The 13,061-nt window shown below is 36.8% G+C and carries 17 protein-coding genes; 10 read left to right on the top strand and 7 right to left on the bottom strand.

Going from position 1 to position 13,061, the window contains the following annotated elements:
• Positions 1-478 precede the first annotated feature (478 nt).
• On the bottom strand, positions 479-1,669 hold the full coding sequence (locus tag ACIP9W_RS14970; protein WP_400790894.1) for a class I SAM-dependent rRNA methyltransferase: 1,191 nt from the start codon (positions 1,667-1,669) through the stop codon (positions 479-481).
• Between the two features lie 181 nt (positions 1,670-1,850).
• On the opposite strand from ACIP9W_RS14970, the gene ACIP9W_RS14965 reads away from it, so the two are divergent.
• Both ACIP9W_RS14965 and ACIP9W_RS14960 read left to right on the top strand, forming a co-directional pair.
• A complete protein-coding gene (locus ACIP9W_RS14965) occupies positions 1,851-2,192 on the top strand; it encodes an ArsR/SmtB family transcription factor (RefSeq protein ID WP_400790891.1) in 342 nt (113 codons plus the stop codon).
• A 19-nt stretch (positions 2,193-2,211) separates the two neighbouring features.
• Complete coding sequence (locus ACIP9W_RS14960; protein WP_400790888.1) at positions 2,212-2,712, top strand: SRPBCC family protein; 501 nt, start codon at positions 2,212-2,214, stop codon at positions 2,710-2,712.
• A 145-nt stretch (positions 2,713-2,857) separates the two neighbouring features.
• Here the strand turns inward: ACIP9W_RS14960 and ACIP9W_RS14955 are convergent, their stop codons facing one another.
• Complete coding sequence (locus ACIP9W_RS14955; protein WP_400790886.1) at positions 2,858-3,229, bottom strand: VOC family protein; 372 nt, start codon at positions 3,227-3,229, stop codon at positions 2,858-2,860.
• 338 nt (positions 3,230-3,567) lie between these two features.
• On the opposite strand from ACIP9W_RS14955, the gene ACIP9W_RS14945 reads away from it, so the two are divergent.
• Both ACIP9W_RS14945 and recQ read left to right on the top strand, forming a co-directional pair.
• A complete protein-coding gene (locus tag ACIP9W_RS14945; protein WP_400790883.1) occupies positions 3,568-3,795 on the top strand; it encodes a hypothetical protein in 228 nt (75 codons plus the stop codon).
• A gap of 40 nt (positions 3,796-3,835) precedes the next feature.
• The gene (gene recQ / locus ACIP9W_RS14940; protein ID WP_282242621.1) at positions 3,836-5,602 is read left to right on the top strand and encodes a DNA helicase RecQ; all 1,767 of its coding nucleotides are present in this window, start codon (positions 3,836-3,838) and stop codon (positions 5,600-5,602) included.
• On the opposite strand, the gene ACIP9W_RS14935 is transcribed toward recQ, so the two are convergent.
• The gene (locus ACIP9W_RS14935) at positions 5,587-5,808 is read right to left on the bottom strand and encodes a DUF2187 family protein (protein ID WP_142538970.1); all 222 of its coding nucleotides are present in this window, start codon (positions 5,806-5,808) and stop codon (positions 5,587-5,589) included. The two genes, recQ and ACIP9W_RS14935, sit on opposite strands and share 16 nt — an antisense overlap.
• Before the next feature lie 309 nt (positions 5,809-6,117).
• On the opposite strand from ACIP9W_RS14935, the gene ACIP9W_RS14930 reads away from it, so the two are divergent.
• A complete protein-coding gene (locus ACIP9W_RS14930; RefSeq protein WP_400790878.1) occupies positions 6,118-6,417 on the top strand; it encodes an AraC family ligand binding domain-containing protein in 300 nt (99 codons plus the stop codon).
• Between the two features lie 16 nt (positions 6,418-6,433).
• Positions 6,434-7,870 (top strand): DEAD/DEAH box helicase, encoded by a 1,437-nt coding sequence (locus ACIP9W_RS14925; protein ID WP_400790877.1) that lies wholly within the window; start codon positions 6,434-6,436, stop codon positions 7,868-7,870.
• A gap of 33 nt (positions 7,871-7,903) precedes the next feature.
• Here the strand turns inward: ACIP9W_RS14925 and ACIP9W_RS14920 are convergent, their stop codons facing one another.
• Positions 7,904-8,347 carry an NUDIX hydrolase gene (locus ACIP9W_RS14920; RefSeq protein ID WP_400790874.1) on the bottom strand — a complete coding sequence of 148 codons (444 nt, stop codon included), beginning with the start codon at positions 8,345-8,347 and terminating at the stop codon, positions 7,904-7,906.
• A gap of 135 nt (positions 8,348-8,482) precedes the next feature.
• On the opposite strand from ACIP9W_RS14920, the gene ACIP9W_RS14915 reads away from it, so the two are divergent.
• The 4 genes from ACIP9W_RS14915 (at position 8,483) to ACIP9W_RS14900 (ending at position 11,095) form a co-directional block, all read left to right on the top strand.
• Positions 8,483-9,562, top strand: a complete 1,080-nt coding sequence (locus ACIP9W_RS14915; RefSeq protein ID WP_282242617.1) for an AI-2E family transporter — start codon at positions 8,483-8,485, stop codon at positions 9,560-9,562.
• The gene (locus ACIP9W_RS14910) at positions 9,563-10,027 is read left to right on the top strand and encodes a PH domain-containing protein (protein ID WP_400790871.1); all 465 of its coding nucleotides are present in this window, start codon (positions 9,563-9,565) and stop codon (positions 10,025-10,027) included.
• Between the two features lie 12 nt (positions 10,028-10,039).
• Positions 10,040-10,426 carry a DnaJ family domain-containing protein gene (locus ACIP9W_RS14905; RefSeq protein ID WP_282242615.1) on the top strand — a complete coding sequence of 129 codons (387 nt, stop codon included), beginning with the start codon at positions 10,040-10,042 and terminating at the stop codon, positions 10,424-10,426.
• Positions 10,427-10,555: 129 nt separating this feature from the next.
• On the top strand, positions 10,556-11,095 hold the full coding sequence (locus ACIP9W_RS14900) for a biotin transporter BioY (protein ID WP_400790869.1): 540 nt from the start codon (positions 10,556-10,558) through the stop codon (positions 11,093-11,095).
• A 37-nt stretch (positions 11,096-11,132) separates the two neighbouring features.
• On the opposite strand, the gene ACIP9W_RS14895 is transcribed toward ACIP9W_RS14900, so the two are convergent.
• The 3 genes from ACIP9W_RS14895 to ACIP9W_RS14885 all read right to left on the bottom strand — a co-directional run bounded on the left by ACIP9W_RS14895 (position 11,133) and on the right by ACIP9W_RS14885 (position 12,410).
• Complete coding sequence (locus ACIP9W_RS14895; RefSeq protein WP_142538976.1) at positions 11,133-11,342, bottom strand: hypothetical protein; 210 nt, start codon at positions 11,340-11,342, stop codon at positions 11,133-11,135.
• The gene (locus ACIP9W_RS14890) at positions 11,332-11,640 is read right to left on the bottom strand and encodes a DUF3243 domain-containing protein (RefSeq protein WP_400791106.1); all 309 of its coding nucleotides are present in this window, start codon (positions 11,638-11,640) and stop codon (positions 11,332-11,334) included. Before ACIP9W_RS14890 ends, ACIP9W_RS14895 begins: the two co-directional genes overlap by 11 nt.
• Positions 11,641-11,717: 77 nt before the next feature.
• Entirely contained in the window at positions 11,718-12,410 is a 693-nt protein-coding gene (locus ACIP9W_RS14885) for a hypothetical protein (RefSeq protein WP_400790867.1), read from the bottom strand.
• Between the last annotated feature and the right edge of the window lie 651 nt (positions 12,411-13,061).

Here is a 13,061-nt window from a genome sequence, read left to right as displayed (position 1 = left end):
CATTCTAATCTAGAATCAAGTAGCCAATTTTAACTGCTTGTCTAAAACCTTTCTATATTTTCAGTATAATAGACATTAAGTTTACCAGCTACTACTCTATTAAGCGTAAATGAAGGAGAAACAGCAAAAAACCTCCTGATTATTTAGCAAATAGCTATACAATCAGGAGGTTTTATAAAGTGAAACTTCAATCAGTGGGGATTTTTCGACGCACAGGACGTCGCGCTTTTAGTCCCCGTCATCCCCCACTGATTGTTAGTTGTGTCCCACATGATGTGGGTCACACAGACGTTGCAAACGCTCTTTTATTTTGCGACGAGCTTTGCGCAGGAGCAACACGATGTTGCGTACTTAGTCTGGGATCATTTCATCGGGCGCATGCCAGCAGTTGATCTCCCACTTATCTTTTCGCTTTTCTTCAATCTTGAAGTGGGAGTCTTACTGTCCGTTAATGCGGGATAAAAAATGACTATTTTAGTTATTTTGCTCTCACAAATAATACCTTCAAATAATTTCCCTCTTTAAAAAGCGGAGAAGTTTTAAAATCACTTGGAAGGGAAAATTCTTCCTCAATCGTATATTTGCGATTACTGTCTTTAAAAGCCTTTTCTACAAAGGTTTTAAATTTTTTCATTCCAAACGTCGCGTTGTTTGTAGAGGCTACAATGACGCCGTTCTTTTCAGTAATAGAAATAGCATCTTTCAATAAGTTCGTGTAATCCTTAGAAGAGCTAAACGTGTACTTTTTAGAACGTGCAAAGCTTGGCGGATCGAGAATTACTACATCAAAAGCTAATTCTTTTCGTTTGGCATATTTAAAGTAATCAAATACGTCCATTACGATAATGTCCTGTTTCTCTGCATCAATTCTGTTTACTTCAAACTGCTCAGTAGTTTTGCTTAGGCTGCGTTTTGCTAGATCGACACTTGTTGTTTTGGTTGCACCCCCTGCAGCTGCGAAAACAGAAAAAGCACCCGTATAAGAAAACGTATTAAGCACTGTTTTTCCTTTAGAATAAGCGTCGCGAATCTTTTTCCGAACGTCACGCTGGTCCAAAAACACGCCAACCATAGCCCCATCATTCAAGTAGATAGCAAAGTTTTGGCCACTTTCCTTCACAATTAGCGGAAACTCGCCACGATCCCCTTTGACAAAGTCATCGTCTTCCAAATACTGTCCTTTTGTATCGAAGCGTTTTTTCTCATAAATGCCTTTATAGGTAACGGAAGCTTCCAGACCAGCTAAAATCATTTCTTTAAACGAATAAATCCCTTCACTATACCAGCTGATTAAGTAAAAACCGTCAAAATAATCAATCGTTAAGCCGCCAATCCCATCGCCTTCTCCGTTAAATACACGAAAAGCAGTCGTTTCGCTATTATTGAAATAATCCGCACGATGTTTAATAGCAGCTGCAATTTTCTTTTGGAAAAAATTTGTGTCGATTGGTTCGTTTTCATTTTTAGTTAGAAGCCAGCCCATTCCTTTATTTTGCTTTCCGACATAACCTTTGCCGACAAATTTGCCACCAGGATTGCGCAGTTTTAAAACCGTTCCTTCAGGTAAGGAGTCCGTATCGTCGAAGCCATCTTTCAATAAAATAGGAACTCCTTTATGTAAGTCTTGCGCTAGTGCATCTTTTATTTTAATATCTATTTCTTTTGGCATAATCGTCATCCTCAAAGTTCATTTTCTTTTATTATCACATATCGGGGGATTTTAAAAAAGGAATGCGTCAAATTGGATAAACTAGCTTGAAGTAAGATGCTCCATGTCTCGGGTTTATCTACTCCCAAAATATTTAACCATCTAGTTGAATATTTGCCAGAAGTCGGTTATATTTAACTACATGGTTAATCAAAACGAGGAAAATTTAAATGAAGTCTTTCATGCTCTATCAAATGACACGAGAAGAGACATGATTCGTATGATGGCAGAAGAAGAAAGAACAGTTTCTGAACTGGCGGAACCGTTTGATATGTCCTTGGCGGCCATTTCAAAACATATAAAAGTTTTGGAAAGGGCAAATTTAATCGAGCGGATTGTGAATGGGAGAACGCACATATGCCGATTAAAAACTGAATCATTGTCTCAAGCAACAGAATGGCTTCACTTTTACGAGAAATTTTGGAGTAAACGCTTTGATCTTCTTGAAAGTGAGCTAATGAAAGCAAAAAGGAAAGAACATTAAACGTAAAAGGAGCAATCACATGAACAATTTATCTACAACGACTTTAACAATGAAAAGAGTATTCGACGTAGCGCCAGAGCGAGTTTTTGACGCATGGTTGAACCCAGAGATGATGAGAAAATGGTTCTTTACCTTGGAAGGGACAAACAAAGTCGCACAAAACAATCCTCAAGTAGGTGGAACCTGGGAAATTGTGGATCACCGAGAAGGTCAAGATTACCGGGCGATTGGGGAATATCTTGAATTAGATCCTCCTCAAAAATTAGTTTTTACTTTTAAAATGCCTCAATTCAGTGAATTAGAGGATACGATCACCGTATTATTAAAAGAACTTCCGCAAGGGTGCGAAATGACATTTTCACAAAAGATCCATGTTGCTCATGAAGAAAATTGGACCGAATCCGATATTGAGAAAGCACTAGGAGAATATCATGATGGGTCAGAACATGGTTGGAACTTAATGTTTATGGGACTGAAAGAATTACTTGAAACAGGAAAAATTAGTTATACAGGAAAATAACAAAGTGAAACAATAGCCGCATTTTCTGATTGGAAAATGCGGCTATTTGTTAAGGAATAAGAAAGTATTACTAAAAAGATACGTTCTCGTTCTTATTCCGTTAAAGCATCCGTTAATAAAATAAGATAATCTATTTATTATAATCTTACCAGTGAACTTGAAGCTTATTACCATTTGGGTCATAAAAGTGAAAAAAGGCATGACCATTATCTTCTTTTATATCTTCGACCTTAACTTGATTATCAATTAAGTGTTGATGAAATTTAGATAATTCTGAACTTGTAAAGCCAATGCTGAATTCTTGTTCATTATCAATCGTAAAATGTGCAAATGTTTCATCTTCGGTAGGAACTAAGATCAGTAAGAAAGGTCCTTCATTTACTTTTAAAATTGCAAGTTTCTCAGTATTGTTTAATAACTGCAGTCCTAATACATCTCTATACCATTGTGCAGAGAGTTCTAAATCTTTTACAGGAATTCTAATATAATGTACTTGTTCAATAAATGATTTACTCATAGACCTCTCTCCTTTATTTAATCCGGTATATCAAATAGTTCCCTCTCTATATACCTTTTTCCTTCCGATTATTGAATTAACCTGCTTTTTAACGGAAACGTTTTTTCTATAATGGGTGGACTAAAAGTTTTAATGGTGAAGCTACTAAATATCTAGACCATTATTTGTACTCCTTCGAATTCTTAGACAGCATCAGACATTCGGAAAATCAAATAACAACATTATTCTTTCACAAAGCCTATTGTAAAGAAGCCTTGTTGGATATACTTTCATCCGCTCTTATTCGAGGTGTTTATGGTACAATATACTATACATATGTACGAGGAAGGAAGTTCGTTGTGAAAAAGTCGAAAGTAGTTATTCCGATAATGATCGTGGTAGCAGTACTCGCTACATGGATTCTGAAGGATCATACGGACGTACCAATTCTCCATAAAATTCTTATTACAATAGGTGCATGTATCTTATCAGGAGGACTTGGTTACGTATTACTAGGATCCGATGTTCAAAAAGTTGACCCGAAACCAAATCAACAACATACAAACAAAAAGGGAAGCAGAAAGTGATCTGTTTTCCTTTTTTCTTAAATAGACAGGAGGTATAAGAATGCTCGAGAATGCACGCCGGTTATTACAAACCTATTTTGGATACGATTCCTTTCGAGAAGGACAAGAAACGATTATTAAAAATGTGCTAAACAGCCATTCAAGTCTTTGTGTAATGCCTACAGGAGGAGGAAAGTCGCTTTGTTATCAAATCCCCTCTTTAATGTTAGAAGGAACTACGATTGTTATTTCCCCACTCATTTCCCTTATGAAAGATCAAGTAGATACTTTAGTGCAAGCAGGCATCTCAGCCACGTTTATCAATAGTACATTAACCGCAGAAGAAGTAAGAGAAACAATGGAAGAAGTGCAAAACGGGCAGTATCGTTTACTTTATATTGCGCCTGAACGACTAGAATCTCAAAGCTTTTTAAATCAACTAAAGCGTGTCAAAGTACCATTAATCGCAGTCGATGAAGCGCATTGTATTTCTCAATGGGGACATGATTTTAGACCAAGCTACCGTGCAATTCATAGACTGAAGGACATATTTGAAGAAGCACCAGTCGTTTTAGCTTTAACGGCTACAGCTACTCCAGAAGTTCGTGCCGATATATGCAGATTGCTTCAAATTGAAGAAGATAGCACCGTAATCACAGGATTTGCGCGAACTAATCTAACTTTTTCTGTTGTTCTTGGACAAGACAAAAACAAGTTTCTAAAAGATTTTATTAAAAAGAATGCACATGAAGTAGGGATTATATATGCAGCGACTCGGAAAACGGTGGATCAGCTATATGATTTATTAAATAAGACGGGAGTACGCACTGCAAAATACCACGCAGGACTTCCAGAAGCATTTCGCAATAAAGAACAGGAACGTTTTCTAACGGATGAAGCGCAAGTAATGGTAGCGACAAATGCGTTCGGAATGGGTATCGATAAATCGAATGTAAGATACGTGATTCATTATCAGCTTCCTAAAAATATGGAAAGCTATTATCAAGAGGCAGGAAGAGCTGGACGAGACGGCCTACCAAGTGAATGTGTAGTGTTGTATGCATCCCAAGACGTACAAACCCAACGCTTTTTGATCGATCAGGCTTTGGACCGTGAACGTATTCCAGGGGAGCTAGAGAAGTTACAAGGAATGGTCGACTACTGTCACACAGAAAATTGTTTACAGCAGTTTATCGTAACCTATTTCGGGGAACCAGATGCAAAAGAATGTGGTAGATGTGCGAATTGCACAGATGAAAGGGAAGTACAAGACGTCACAAAAGAAGTGCAGATGGTGTTATCTTGTGTTGTTCGAATGGGACAGAAATTCGGAAAGACGATTACAGCGCAAGTTTTGACCGGTTCACAAAATAAAAAAGTGATCGACTTCGGTTTTACGAAGTTGTCTACTTATGGAATATTAAAGAATCAGTCATTAAAAGAAGTATCGGGATTAATGGAATTCATGATTTCAGAAGGAATCCTATTAGTAGATCACGGGAGCTTACCGACGATATACGTTTCAGATAAAGGAAAAGATGTATTGCTGGGGAAAAGACAAGTTATGCGTAAAGGAGTCGCAGTAACTAAACAAATTGCGAAAAGTGATCCGTTATTTGAAGGATTAAGAGCACTTCGGAAAAAACTTGCGGACGAAGCAGGTGTACCACCATTTGTTATTTTTTCTGACAAAACACTACAAGATATGTGTGTAAAGCGTCCGCAAACCGAAGAACAATTTTTAGAGGTGCACGGTGTTGGTGCAAATAAAAGAGATAAATACGGAAAAGCTTTCCTTGAAGAAATTAACCGTTATACCACTGTATAGTTTTTATGGGATACGACAGTTAAGTTAGAAGGAACATTGATCTTCTTCGCATCTTCTGTAGATATTTCGACAATAACTGAGTGTTCTAGAATCTTGAAAATAGTACCTTGTACTTCGTGGTCGTTACGAGAAAAAGAGATCTTCTCATCAATTTTCCGTGCTGCTACGAAGTCCGAAACTTCTTTTGGTTGTCGTTGGAAACTCATGTATCTGCCTCTATTCTAGTTTTTTTACGCAAATTGCGATACTTCTATTATAACATAAATAAACTATTAAAATGCGTGATAGAGATTATTAGAGCTAAATACAAATATTTCCGTTTTAAATTAAAAATTTGTTGATAGAAAAAAGTCGTGCAGGTTGTAGAAATGATTTGTGCGATTTTTCTGGGTTCACAGTAAATGAGTGAAATATCAAGTATAAAAGAATCTAGTACAGTAGAGCGTTGCAATTTTGGATTTGCAGAGATTATTGGATATGATAATGTTAAGAGATTGGTTTTGGGAGGAGTACGCATGAATATTATCGAAACGCCATACTTATTGGAAGAAAAAGAGAAGCATATGTCGAAAGTGGTTCAATTTGAAAACCATCAAGTGTTGAATATTCAGTTGCGAAAAGGAGAAGAAATAAAAGAGCATGATGCAAAAGAAGATGTTTTAATAGTTGTAAGAAAAGGGAAAGTATTATTTACAGTAAAAGGCGTGGAACAACTAGTAACGACGGGGCATATCCTTCATATGAACCCTCTGGAAAGACATGCATTAAAAGCAGTAGAGGATGCAGACGTAATCGTTATTAAAATTGGAAACTAAGAGGAGATTATGCATAGTGCGTTTTAACGAACTAAAATTAGACGAAAAGATTTTACGGGCAATCGAACAATTAGGTTATACAGAGCCGACAGAAGTACAACAGAAAGTTATTCCTGTTGCACTAAAGAAACAAGATATTTTAGTGAAATCAAAAACGGGTAGTGGAAAAACAGCAGCGTTTGCAACACCGCTATGTGAACTAGTCGAGTGGGAAGAAAACAAACCACAAGCATTAGTGCTGACACCAACAAGGGAGCTAGCTGTTCAAGTACAAGAAGATATTACTAACATTGGGCGTTATAAGCGTATTAAAGGACTTGCCTTATACGGCAAATCTCCATTTGCTAAACAAAAACTAGCGTTAAAGCAAAAAACCCATATCGTTGTGGGTACACCAGGAAGAGTTCTTGACCATATTGAAAAAGGGACGCTAGATGTATCGAAAATCGAATATCTAGTCATTGATGAAGCAGATGAAATGTTGAACATGGGATTTTTAGAGCAAGTTACATCAATCATTAAATTACTACCTACAAAACGCACAACGATGTTATTTTCAGCCACTTTATCTGGTGAAATCAAAAAGTTAAGTAGTAAATATATGAATCAACCCGTTTCAATTGAAATCGATGTTGCCGAAGAAAATGCTCCGGATATTGAGCACGTGAAGTATGTAGTGCAGGAGGAACTCAAACTTTCATTTCTAGAAAAACTAACAATTATTGAAAATCCCGACAGTTGCATCATCTTTTGCCGTACAAAGGAACGAGTGGAACAACTTGTAGATATATTAGATGAAAAAGGATACACTGCCGATAAAATTCATGGTGGCATGATGCAAGAAGATCGTTTTGAAGTAATGGATGACTTCCGAACAGGGGATTTCCGTTATTTAATCGCAACTGATGTAGCAGCACGTGGAATAGATATCGAAAATATTACACATGTTGTTCACTATGATGTCCCGCTGGAGCAAGAAAGCTATGTACATCGTACCGGTAGAACAGGCCGAGCTGGCCGAAGTGGAAAATCGATTATGCTAGCTACACCACATGAAGATAAATTTGTAAAAGAGATTGAAGAATTTATCGGCTTTGAAATTCCGGAAGGTCCCGCAGTGACTGCTGAAGCAGTAGCAAAAAATCGTGCTGCATTTGATGTGAAAATGCAAGAACAGCCAGAATTGAAAAAATCAAAAAATGAACAATTAAATGCTAATATCACTAAATTATATTTCAATGGTGGAAAGAAGAAAAAGCTTCGTGCCGTAGACTTCGTTGGAACAATCGCCAAAATTAATGGCGTGTCAGCAGATGATATCGGGATTATCACTATTCAAGACAATGTCACATATGTAGAAATACTAAATGGCAAAGGTCCACTTGTCTTAAAAACGATGCGGAATACAACGGTTAAAGGCAAGCAGCTAAAAGTGCATATTGCACATAAATAGAAGCGAACACCACATAAACGAGCTTGGGGCTATTTAAACCCCAAGCTCGTTTTCAATAAATGTTCGATAGGATGACAATATACCATCTGGCAAATTATTCCTTTGAAAAAATTGAAGACTGCGCGATTCAATCCCATCGGGAGAAAGATTCCCTTCATATTCTTTCGTTTTATAAACTGCCGTTACCGAATAAAACATATCACCATTAGGATTTTCCATATAATATTCTGGCCCTGAATACACGTGACATAATGTTAGTTTTCCAATATGTAATCCCGTCTCCTCTAAAACTTCACGGCGAGCAGTATCTTCTAAGCTTTCACCAAGCTCCATTAGTCCTCCCGGCAATCCGTATACGCCAAGTTCTCTTTCTTGCAATAGTACTTCCTCATTGTCATTTAAAATGAGTACGACCGATCCTGGAAGTATTAATGGACTATGGCCAACAAATTTTCGAAGTTCCTTATAATATTCCATTCCCATTATCCTTTCCAATGCGCGATTCTATTATTAGTTTACAGTAAAAAATGGTAAGATACATAATAATGTGAAACCTTGGTGACTGGGATTCGTATATTGAATAATGAGTAAAAAGTAAGGATGTGAGCGTCGGTGACAAATAAACGATGGTTTCAAATAGGTGTGGCAATACTGCTAACATTATTAATCATTTTTCTATTTATGAAAGTACAAAGTATTTTTTCTCCACTAGTCATTATTGGACAAACAATTTTTATGCCATTATTGATAGGGGGCGTTTTGTTTTATTTAACAAGACCGCTTTTAAAATGGTTGGAGTCTTTAAAGTTTCCAAGATGGGCTAGTATACTGTCTATTTTTTTAGTGATTGGATTAGTTGGATGGGGTTTTTATGCATTAGTGGGTCCACCTCTAACGAAACAAGTAAACGCGCTTGTGAAAAATACGCCAGTAATTGTTTCAGAGGTGCAAGAGTTTTCGCAATATGTATTTGCAAACCAAGAAAGATTTCCTGAGTTTCTGCAAAAAACAATAACAGAAGTATCAGATAGAGTTGATACTATTGCGGTTGGTGCTGGTTCGTTATTGATCAAGTTTATCCAAAATGTGTTCCAAGGTGTTTTCCTATTTGTTCTTGTGCCGTTTTTCCTTGTGTATATGTTGAAGGACCATGAAAAGTTTGCTCCTTTTATAGCGAATTTTTTTAGAGGAGATAAGAAAACTTGGATGCGCAAAACATTAGCTGATATTGACGATGTATTACGTTCTTATATTCAAGGACAACTTTTTGTCAGCTTTTTAGTTGGGGTCATGTTATTCATTGGGTATTCCGCAATTAAACTTGAATATGCTTTATTGCTTGGTGTATTCGGAATGATGATGAATGTGATTCCATTTTTAGGACCCTATATTGCGCTTGTGCCAGCAATTATTATTGCATTAATACAAAAGCCGAAGCTTGCGATATATGTAGCAATTATCATGCTTGTTTCACAACAAATTGAAAGTAATCTTATTACACCAAATGTAATGGGGAAATCATTAGATATTCATCCTTTGACCGTTATTACGATTATTTTAGCGGCTGGTAATATTGCTGGACTTTGGGGAATTATTTTAGGGGTTCCTACGTATGCGGTCATCAAAGCAATACTAAAAAATATTTATGCACACCGAGTAGAAATTAAAGAAGCGGCTACGGAGTCTGTATAAATGGATAATAACCTGTCGTTTAAATCAAAAAGGGATACAGCTTTTTTGAGAATGATCATGGTGGCAATTGTGATTGTGGCATTAGTTACACTTGTGCCGGCAATATATGAATTATTTTTTTCGGAAGAAAGAGATATGCTCGCCGTTATTATAACTACCGTCCTATTTTTATTATGCGCTGGTTTTATTGTTTGGATTTCTATTGATATTGAATATACTTTTACAGAAAATCATTTATTTGTACGTGGCGGTCCTTTTCGTAGCAAAATTCCGTATGAAGATATAATTAAAGTAAATCCAACGACGAATATCCTTGTTGGATACAGAGTTCTTTCTTCCAAGGATGCGTTAGAAATTCATTATAAAAAAGCGTTATTGGGAAGTGTGATTATATCACCTAAAAGGCAAGAGGCATTTTTACAGGTTTTAGTAGAAAAAGCACCACATATTCATTTGATGAAATGAGGGTTTTAGCTAATGGAAAAAGAAAATTTCAATAAACCAAGTAATGATTTAATCGGCGATATTCTAAGGAATTATGAAAAAACGGGTGGTATGGATAATTTAAAAGGGCAAGGAAAGCCCTTACCAGATGAGTATTTTTCTGGAGATATATTTCAGCATTTCCAAAAGATAGCGAAGGATGCTGGTTTTAAACCCCATTGGTTAAAACTACAGCATGCGATTCGTGATGAATTAAAAGACATAGCCAAAAAGTATGCAGATGGGCAAAAGGATGGTTTACAATTCCGTGTAACAAAAGTAAATGAAAAAATAATAGAGTACAATAAATCCTGTCCACCTCCTATGCAAAAAGGTGTCGTGCGATTGGAAACAATCGATGTATCAAGTCAAATGTGGTAAATAATTAGAGTTCTCATTTCTTTGAGAGCTCTTTTTTTTATTGACGGAAAGTTGCATTTTTATTATGATAAATTTTAGTTAACTAAATTAATTTGATAGTTAACGCATTGGGCAAAAGGGGAAAATAATATGAGAAATAATCGTTTAAAAATGATGATTGTGGCTGCATTGTTTGCTGCAATTATATCTGTTGCTGCTCAAATAATAATTAATATACCGCCAGTTCCATTTACGTTAATGACAATTGCGGTTATGTTGACGGCAACTATTTTAGGAGCAAAATATGGGACGCTTGCTGTCGCAGTATATGTATTGATGGGGGTTATCGGCATTCCTGTTTTTGCGGGGATGAAAGGCGGATTTGGAGTTGTTTTAGGTCCAACCGGTGGCTATATTATGGCCATTATTCCTGCTGCTTTATTTGTGGGATGGTATTTGGGGAATTTTGGACATACGAAAGCTCAAGCAATTATAGCGAATATGATTGCCGTATTAATAATTTTAGCGCTTGGAACCGCTTGGTTAAAATTTGCTGCAGAATTACCTTGGAATGGAGCAATTAAAGGTGGAATGCTTCCGTTTATTTTACCAGATTTAGCAAAAGCAATTGTGGCTGCCATTATTGGAATAATAATAAGAAACCGCTTAGTAGCAGCTAAACTAATATAAGAAACTTGCCTGAGGGGATTCAGGCAAGCTTTATGTTTTAGGGGTATCGTTCTTCGCTTAACGAACGATTTTTTGTGTGGTGGTGGAAAGCTTCGTCTTGCACTTGTATGTTTAGTTCTTCCACTGGAATGGGATCTACTGTTTGCATATCTTCGTGCATATCAAAAAGGCTTTCTTTTGTTGTTCGTACGCCATCTGGATTATCAAGAAAGCGTCCTTGTGCGTCATGACGGATTTTATCCTTCATTTTTTACAAGGTTTAAAAGCATGTGACTAAGAGCGTGCTGTTGCTCTTTGTCTCCACTTTTCCAAAGTTGTTGTAAAAGATGTTCTTCGCGATTTCGTGGTTCCTCATGGTTTGCAAGATAACCAGCTACCTTCTCAGTAGCTTTAGCTAATACTTCCTCGCTTAATCCCATCTTTTCACCAGCTGCTACCTTACCTGCTAAATACGATTTAAAGGTAGTAAAGTTTTTAAGAATCTCTTCTTTTTCTTCCGAGTTGATACTATTTAACTTTGCATCCAGACGGTCATCAATGTTCATCGCCATTCACATACACTCCCTTCTTTTAGAATCCTTCATAGTTATGTCCAAAGAAGGGGCAATCATGCATAGTTATTTTAGGAATAAAGTGGACAAAAACCGCATTTTTGCAAACCTGGAATATCTTTAGAAAAACAGCAGGTTGTACGAACTGGACTATTGATTAATTGAGCTGGGCTTTTTCCTTTCAAATAGTTGGATAAAAATGATTTAGAAGCAAAAGCAGTCCAAATGGCTTCATCTTGCATGAGAGTCCAATCCTGTTTCGCTTGATCTGCAATGGCTTCATTGTCGAAAAAAGTGTAATAATGCCAAAGTAAATAGCCAAAGACGTTTTCCCATAATGTTAAAGGGGAAACACTACACGTCGAACGTAATTGTTGAATGATGGGATAGCATTGTTGCTCCCAAATAAGTTGCACGTCTTCGGCTCGATTTTTTCTTGTTTCACGAAAATATTCTTCTCGTATATATGTGCTGATTGTTTTATTTCCATACTCGGTTGTTGAAAAAAACATTAAATTCTCTAATGGACCATCCCAAATTTCATCATACATCGTCATCATATAAAACTGCATCGAGATGAACATACCAACTCTTCGCATGAAAAAAGACGCTGCAATAGGATCAGTCGGAGCACCAGAGATTAGCTTAATCATGGAAATTGAACTATCCACATTTTTAGCATGGAAAAGGGGAGTTCCGGAAGGCTCTAAATACACGCTATAATTATTCAATTGTCTGATTTGATCATTCGATAAAGTAGTCATATACATATTATACAGAATTTTATCAAAACTGTTGACTTTTTAAATGAAAATGATTATCATTACCATATAGAGAAATCCTCTTTAGATGTGAGGACTCTTACCAGCGACTTTTCTCCAAAAATGTGGCTGACTTTCGCACACTTAACCCCCCTCAAAGTTAAGACAGTGCTATATACGTATCGGTGACCAAATCTGGTTACCGATTTTTTTATGTTTTGGGAGAGAAAAATTAGTATTAAGGAAACTTGTTATTTTAGAAAGTGGTTGCTTTCACCAGTAATTTGGTTGCTCTTATGCTTGTTTAGTTGCTTACCGAATAGAATTGATTGTTTTCAATGACTGGTTGGTTTCCCGAAGCCATTAACTGGAGAGTAGTGCAGGGAGATATTTCACATTTTAGGGAAACTGCGACGTAGTTAGTTGATGAAGTTGTCCGCTAGATTTTCACTGCAGTCGTACGCTTTCCGCCGGGTGAGCGATGAGCCATTCCCTCCGCTTTGGGCGTCGTTGGGATGTCTCATTAGCCCACTCGTCCCACAGGAGTCGCCGACTGTAGTGAAAATCAATGGTAATTTCTTTTTATTTATGATCGACTTGCTAAAAACAAAAACATCTACAGTTTTTTGACTAAGTAAATCCAATAAATGGCTA

This window comes from Psychrobacillus sp. NPDC093180 (genome assembly GCF_044754065.1).
Lineage (GTDB): Bacteria > Bacillota > Bacilli > Bacillales_A > Planococcaceae > Psychrobacillus.
Note: the sequence above shows the minus strand (reverse complement) of the source record. Positions and strands in the feature narration are given on the sequence as shown.

Excerpts from the sequence above, each read along its gene's own strand:
- ACIP9W_RS14930 (WP_400790878.1), top strand. The coding sequence starts at position 6,118 with ATGAATATTATCGAAACGCCATACTTATTGGAAGAAAAAGAGAAGCAT.
- ACIP9W_RS14935 (WP_142538970.1), bottom strand. The coding sequence starts at position 5,808 with ATGAGTTTCCAACGACAACCAAAAGAAGTTTCGGACTTCGTAGCAGCA.
- ACIP9W_RS14960 (WP_400790888.1), top strand. The coding sequence starts at position 2,212 with ATGAACAATTTATCTACAACGACTTTAACAATGAAAAGAGTATTCGAC.
- ACIP9W_RS14905 (WP_282242615.1), top strand. The coding sequence starts at position 10,040 with ATGGAAAAAGAAAATTTCAATAAACCAAGTAATGATTTAATCGGCGAT.
- ACIP9W_RS14900 (WP_400790869.1), top strand. The coding sequence starts at position 10,556 with ATGAGAAATAATCGTTTAAAAATGATGATTGTGGCTGCATTGTTTGCT.
- ACIP9W_RS14920 (WP_400790874.1), bottom strand. The coding sequence starts at position 8,347 with ATGGAATATTATAAGGAACTTCGAAAATTTGTTGGCCATAGTCCATTA.
- ACIP9W_RS14910 (WP_400790871.1), top strand. The coding sequence starts at position 9,563 with ATGGATAATAACCTGTCGTTTAAATCAAAAAGGGATACAGCTTTTTTG.
- ACIP9W_RS14965 (WP_400790891.1), top strand. The coding sequence starts at position 1,851 with ATGGTTAATCAAAACGAGGAAAATTTAAATGAAGTCTTTCATGCTCTA.
- recQ (WP_282242621.1), top strand. The coding sequence starts at position 3,836 with ATGCTCGAGAATGCACGCCGGTTATTACAAACCTATTTTGGATACGAT.
- ACIP9W_RS14885 (WP_400790867.1), bottom strand. The coding sequence starts at position 12,410 with ATGACTACTTTATCGAATGATCAAATCAGACAATTGAATAATTATAGC.
- ACIP9W_RS14970 (WP_400790894.1), bottom strand. The coding sequence starts at position 1,669 with ATGCCAAAAGAAATAGATATTAAAATAAAAGATGCACTAGCGCAAGAC.
- ACIP9W_RS14895 (WP_142538976.1), bottom strand. The coding sequence starts at position 11,342 with ATGAAGGATAAAATCCGTCATGACGCACAAGGACGCTTTCTTGATAAT.
- ACIP9W_RS14890 (WP_400791106.1), bottom strand. The coding sequence starts at position 11,640 with ATGAACATTGATGACCGTCTGGATGCAAAGTTAAATAGTATCAACTCG.
- ACIP9W_RS14955 (WP_400790886.1), bottom strand. The coding sequence starts at position 3,229 with ATGAGTAAATCATTTATTGAACAAGTACATTATATTAGAATTCCTGTA.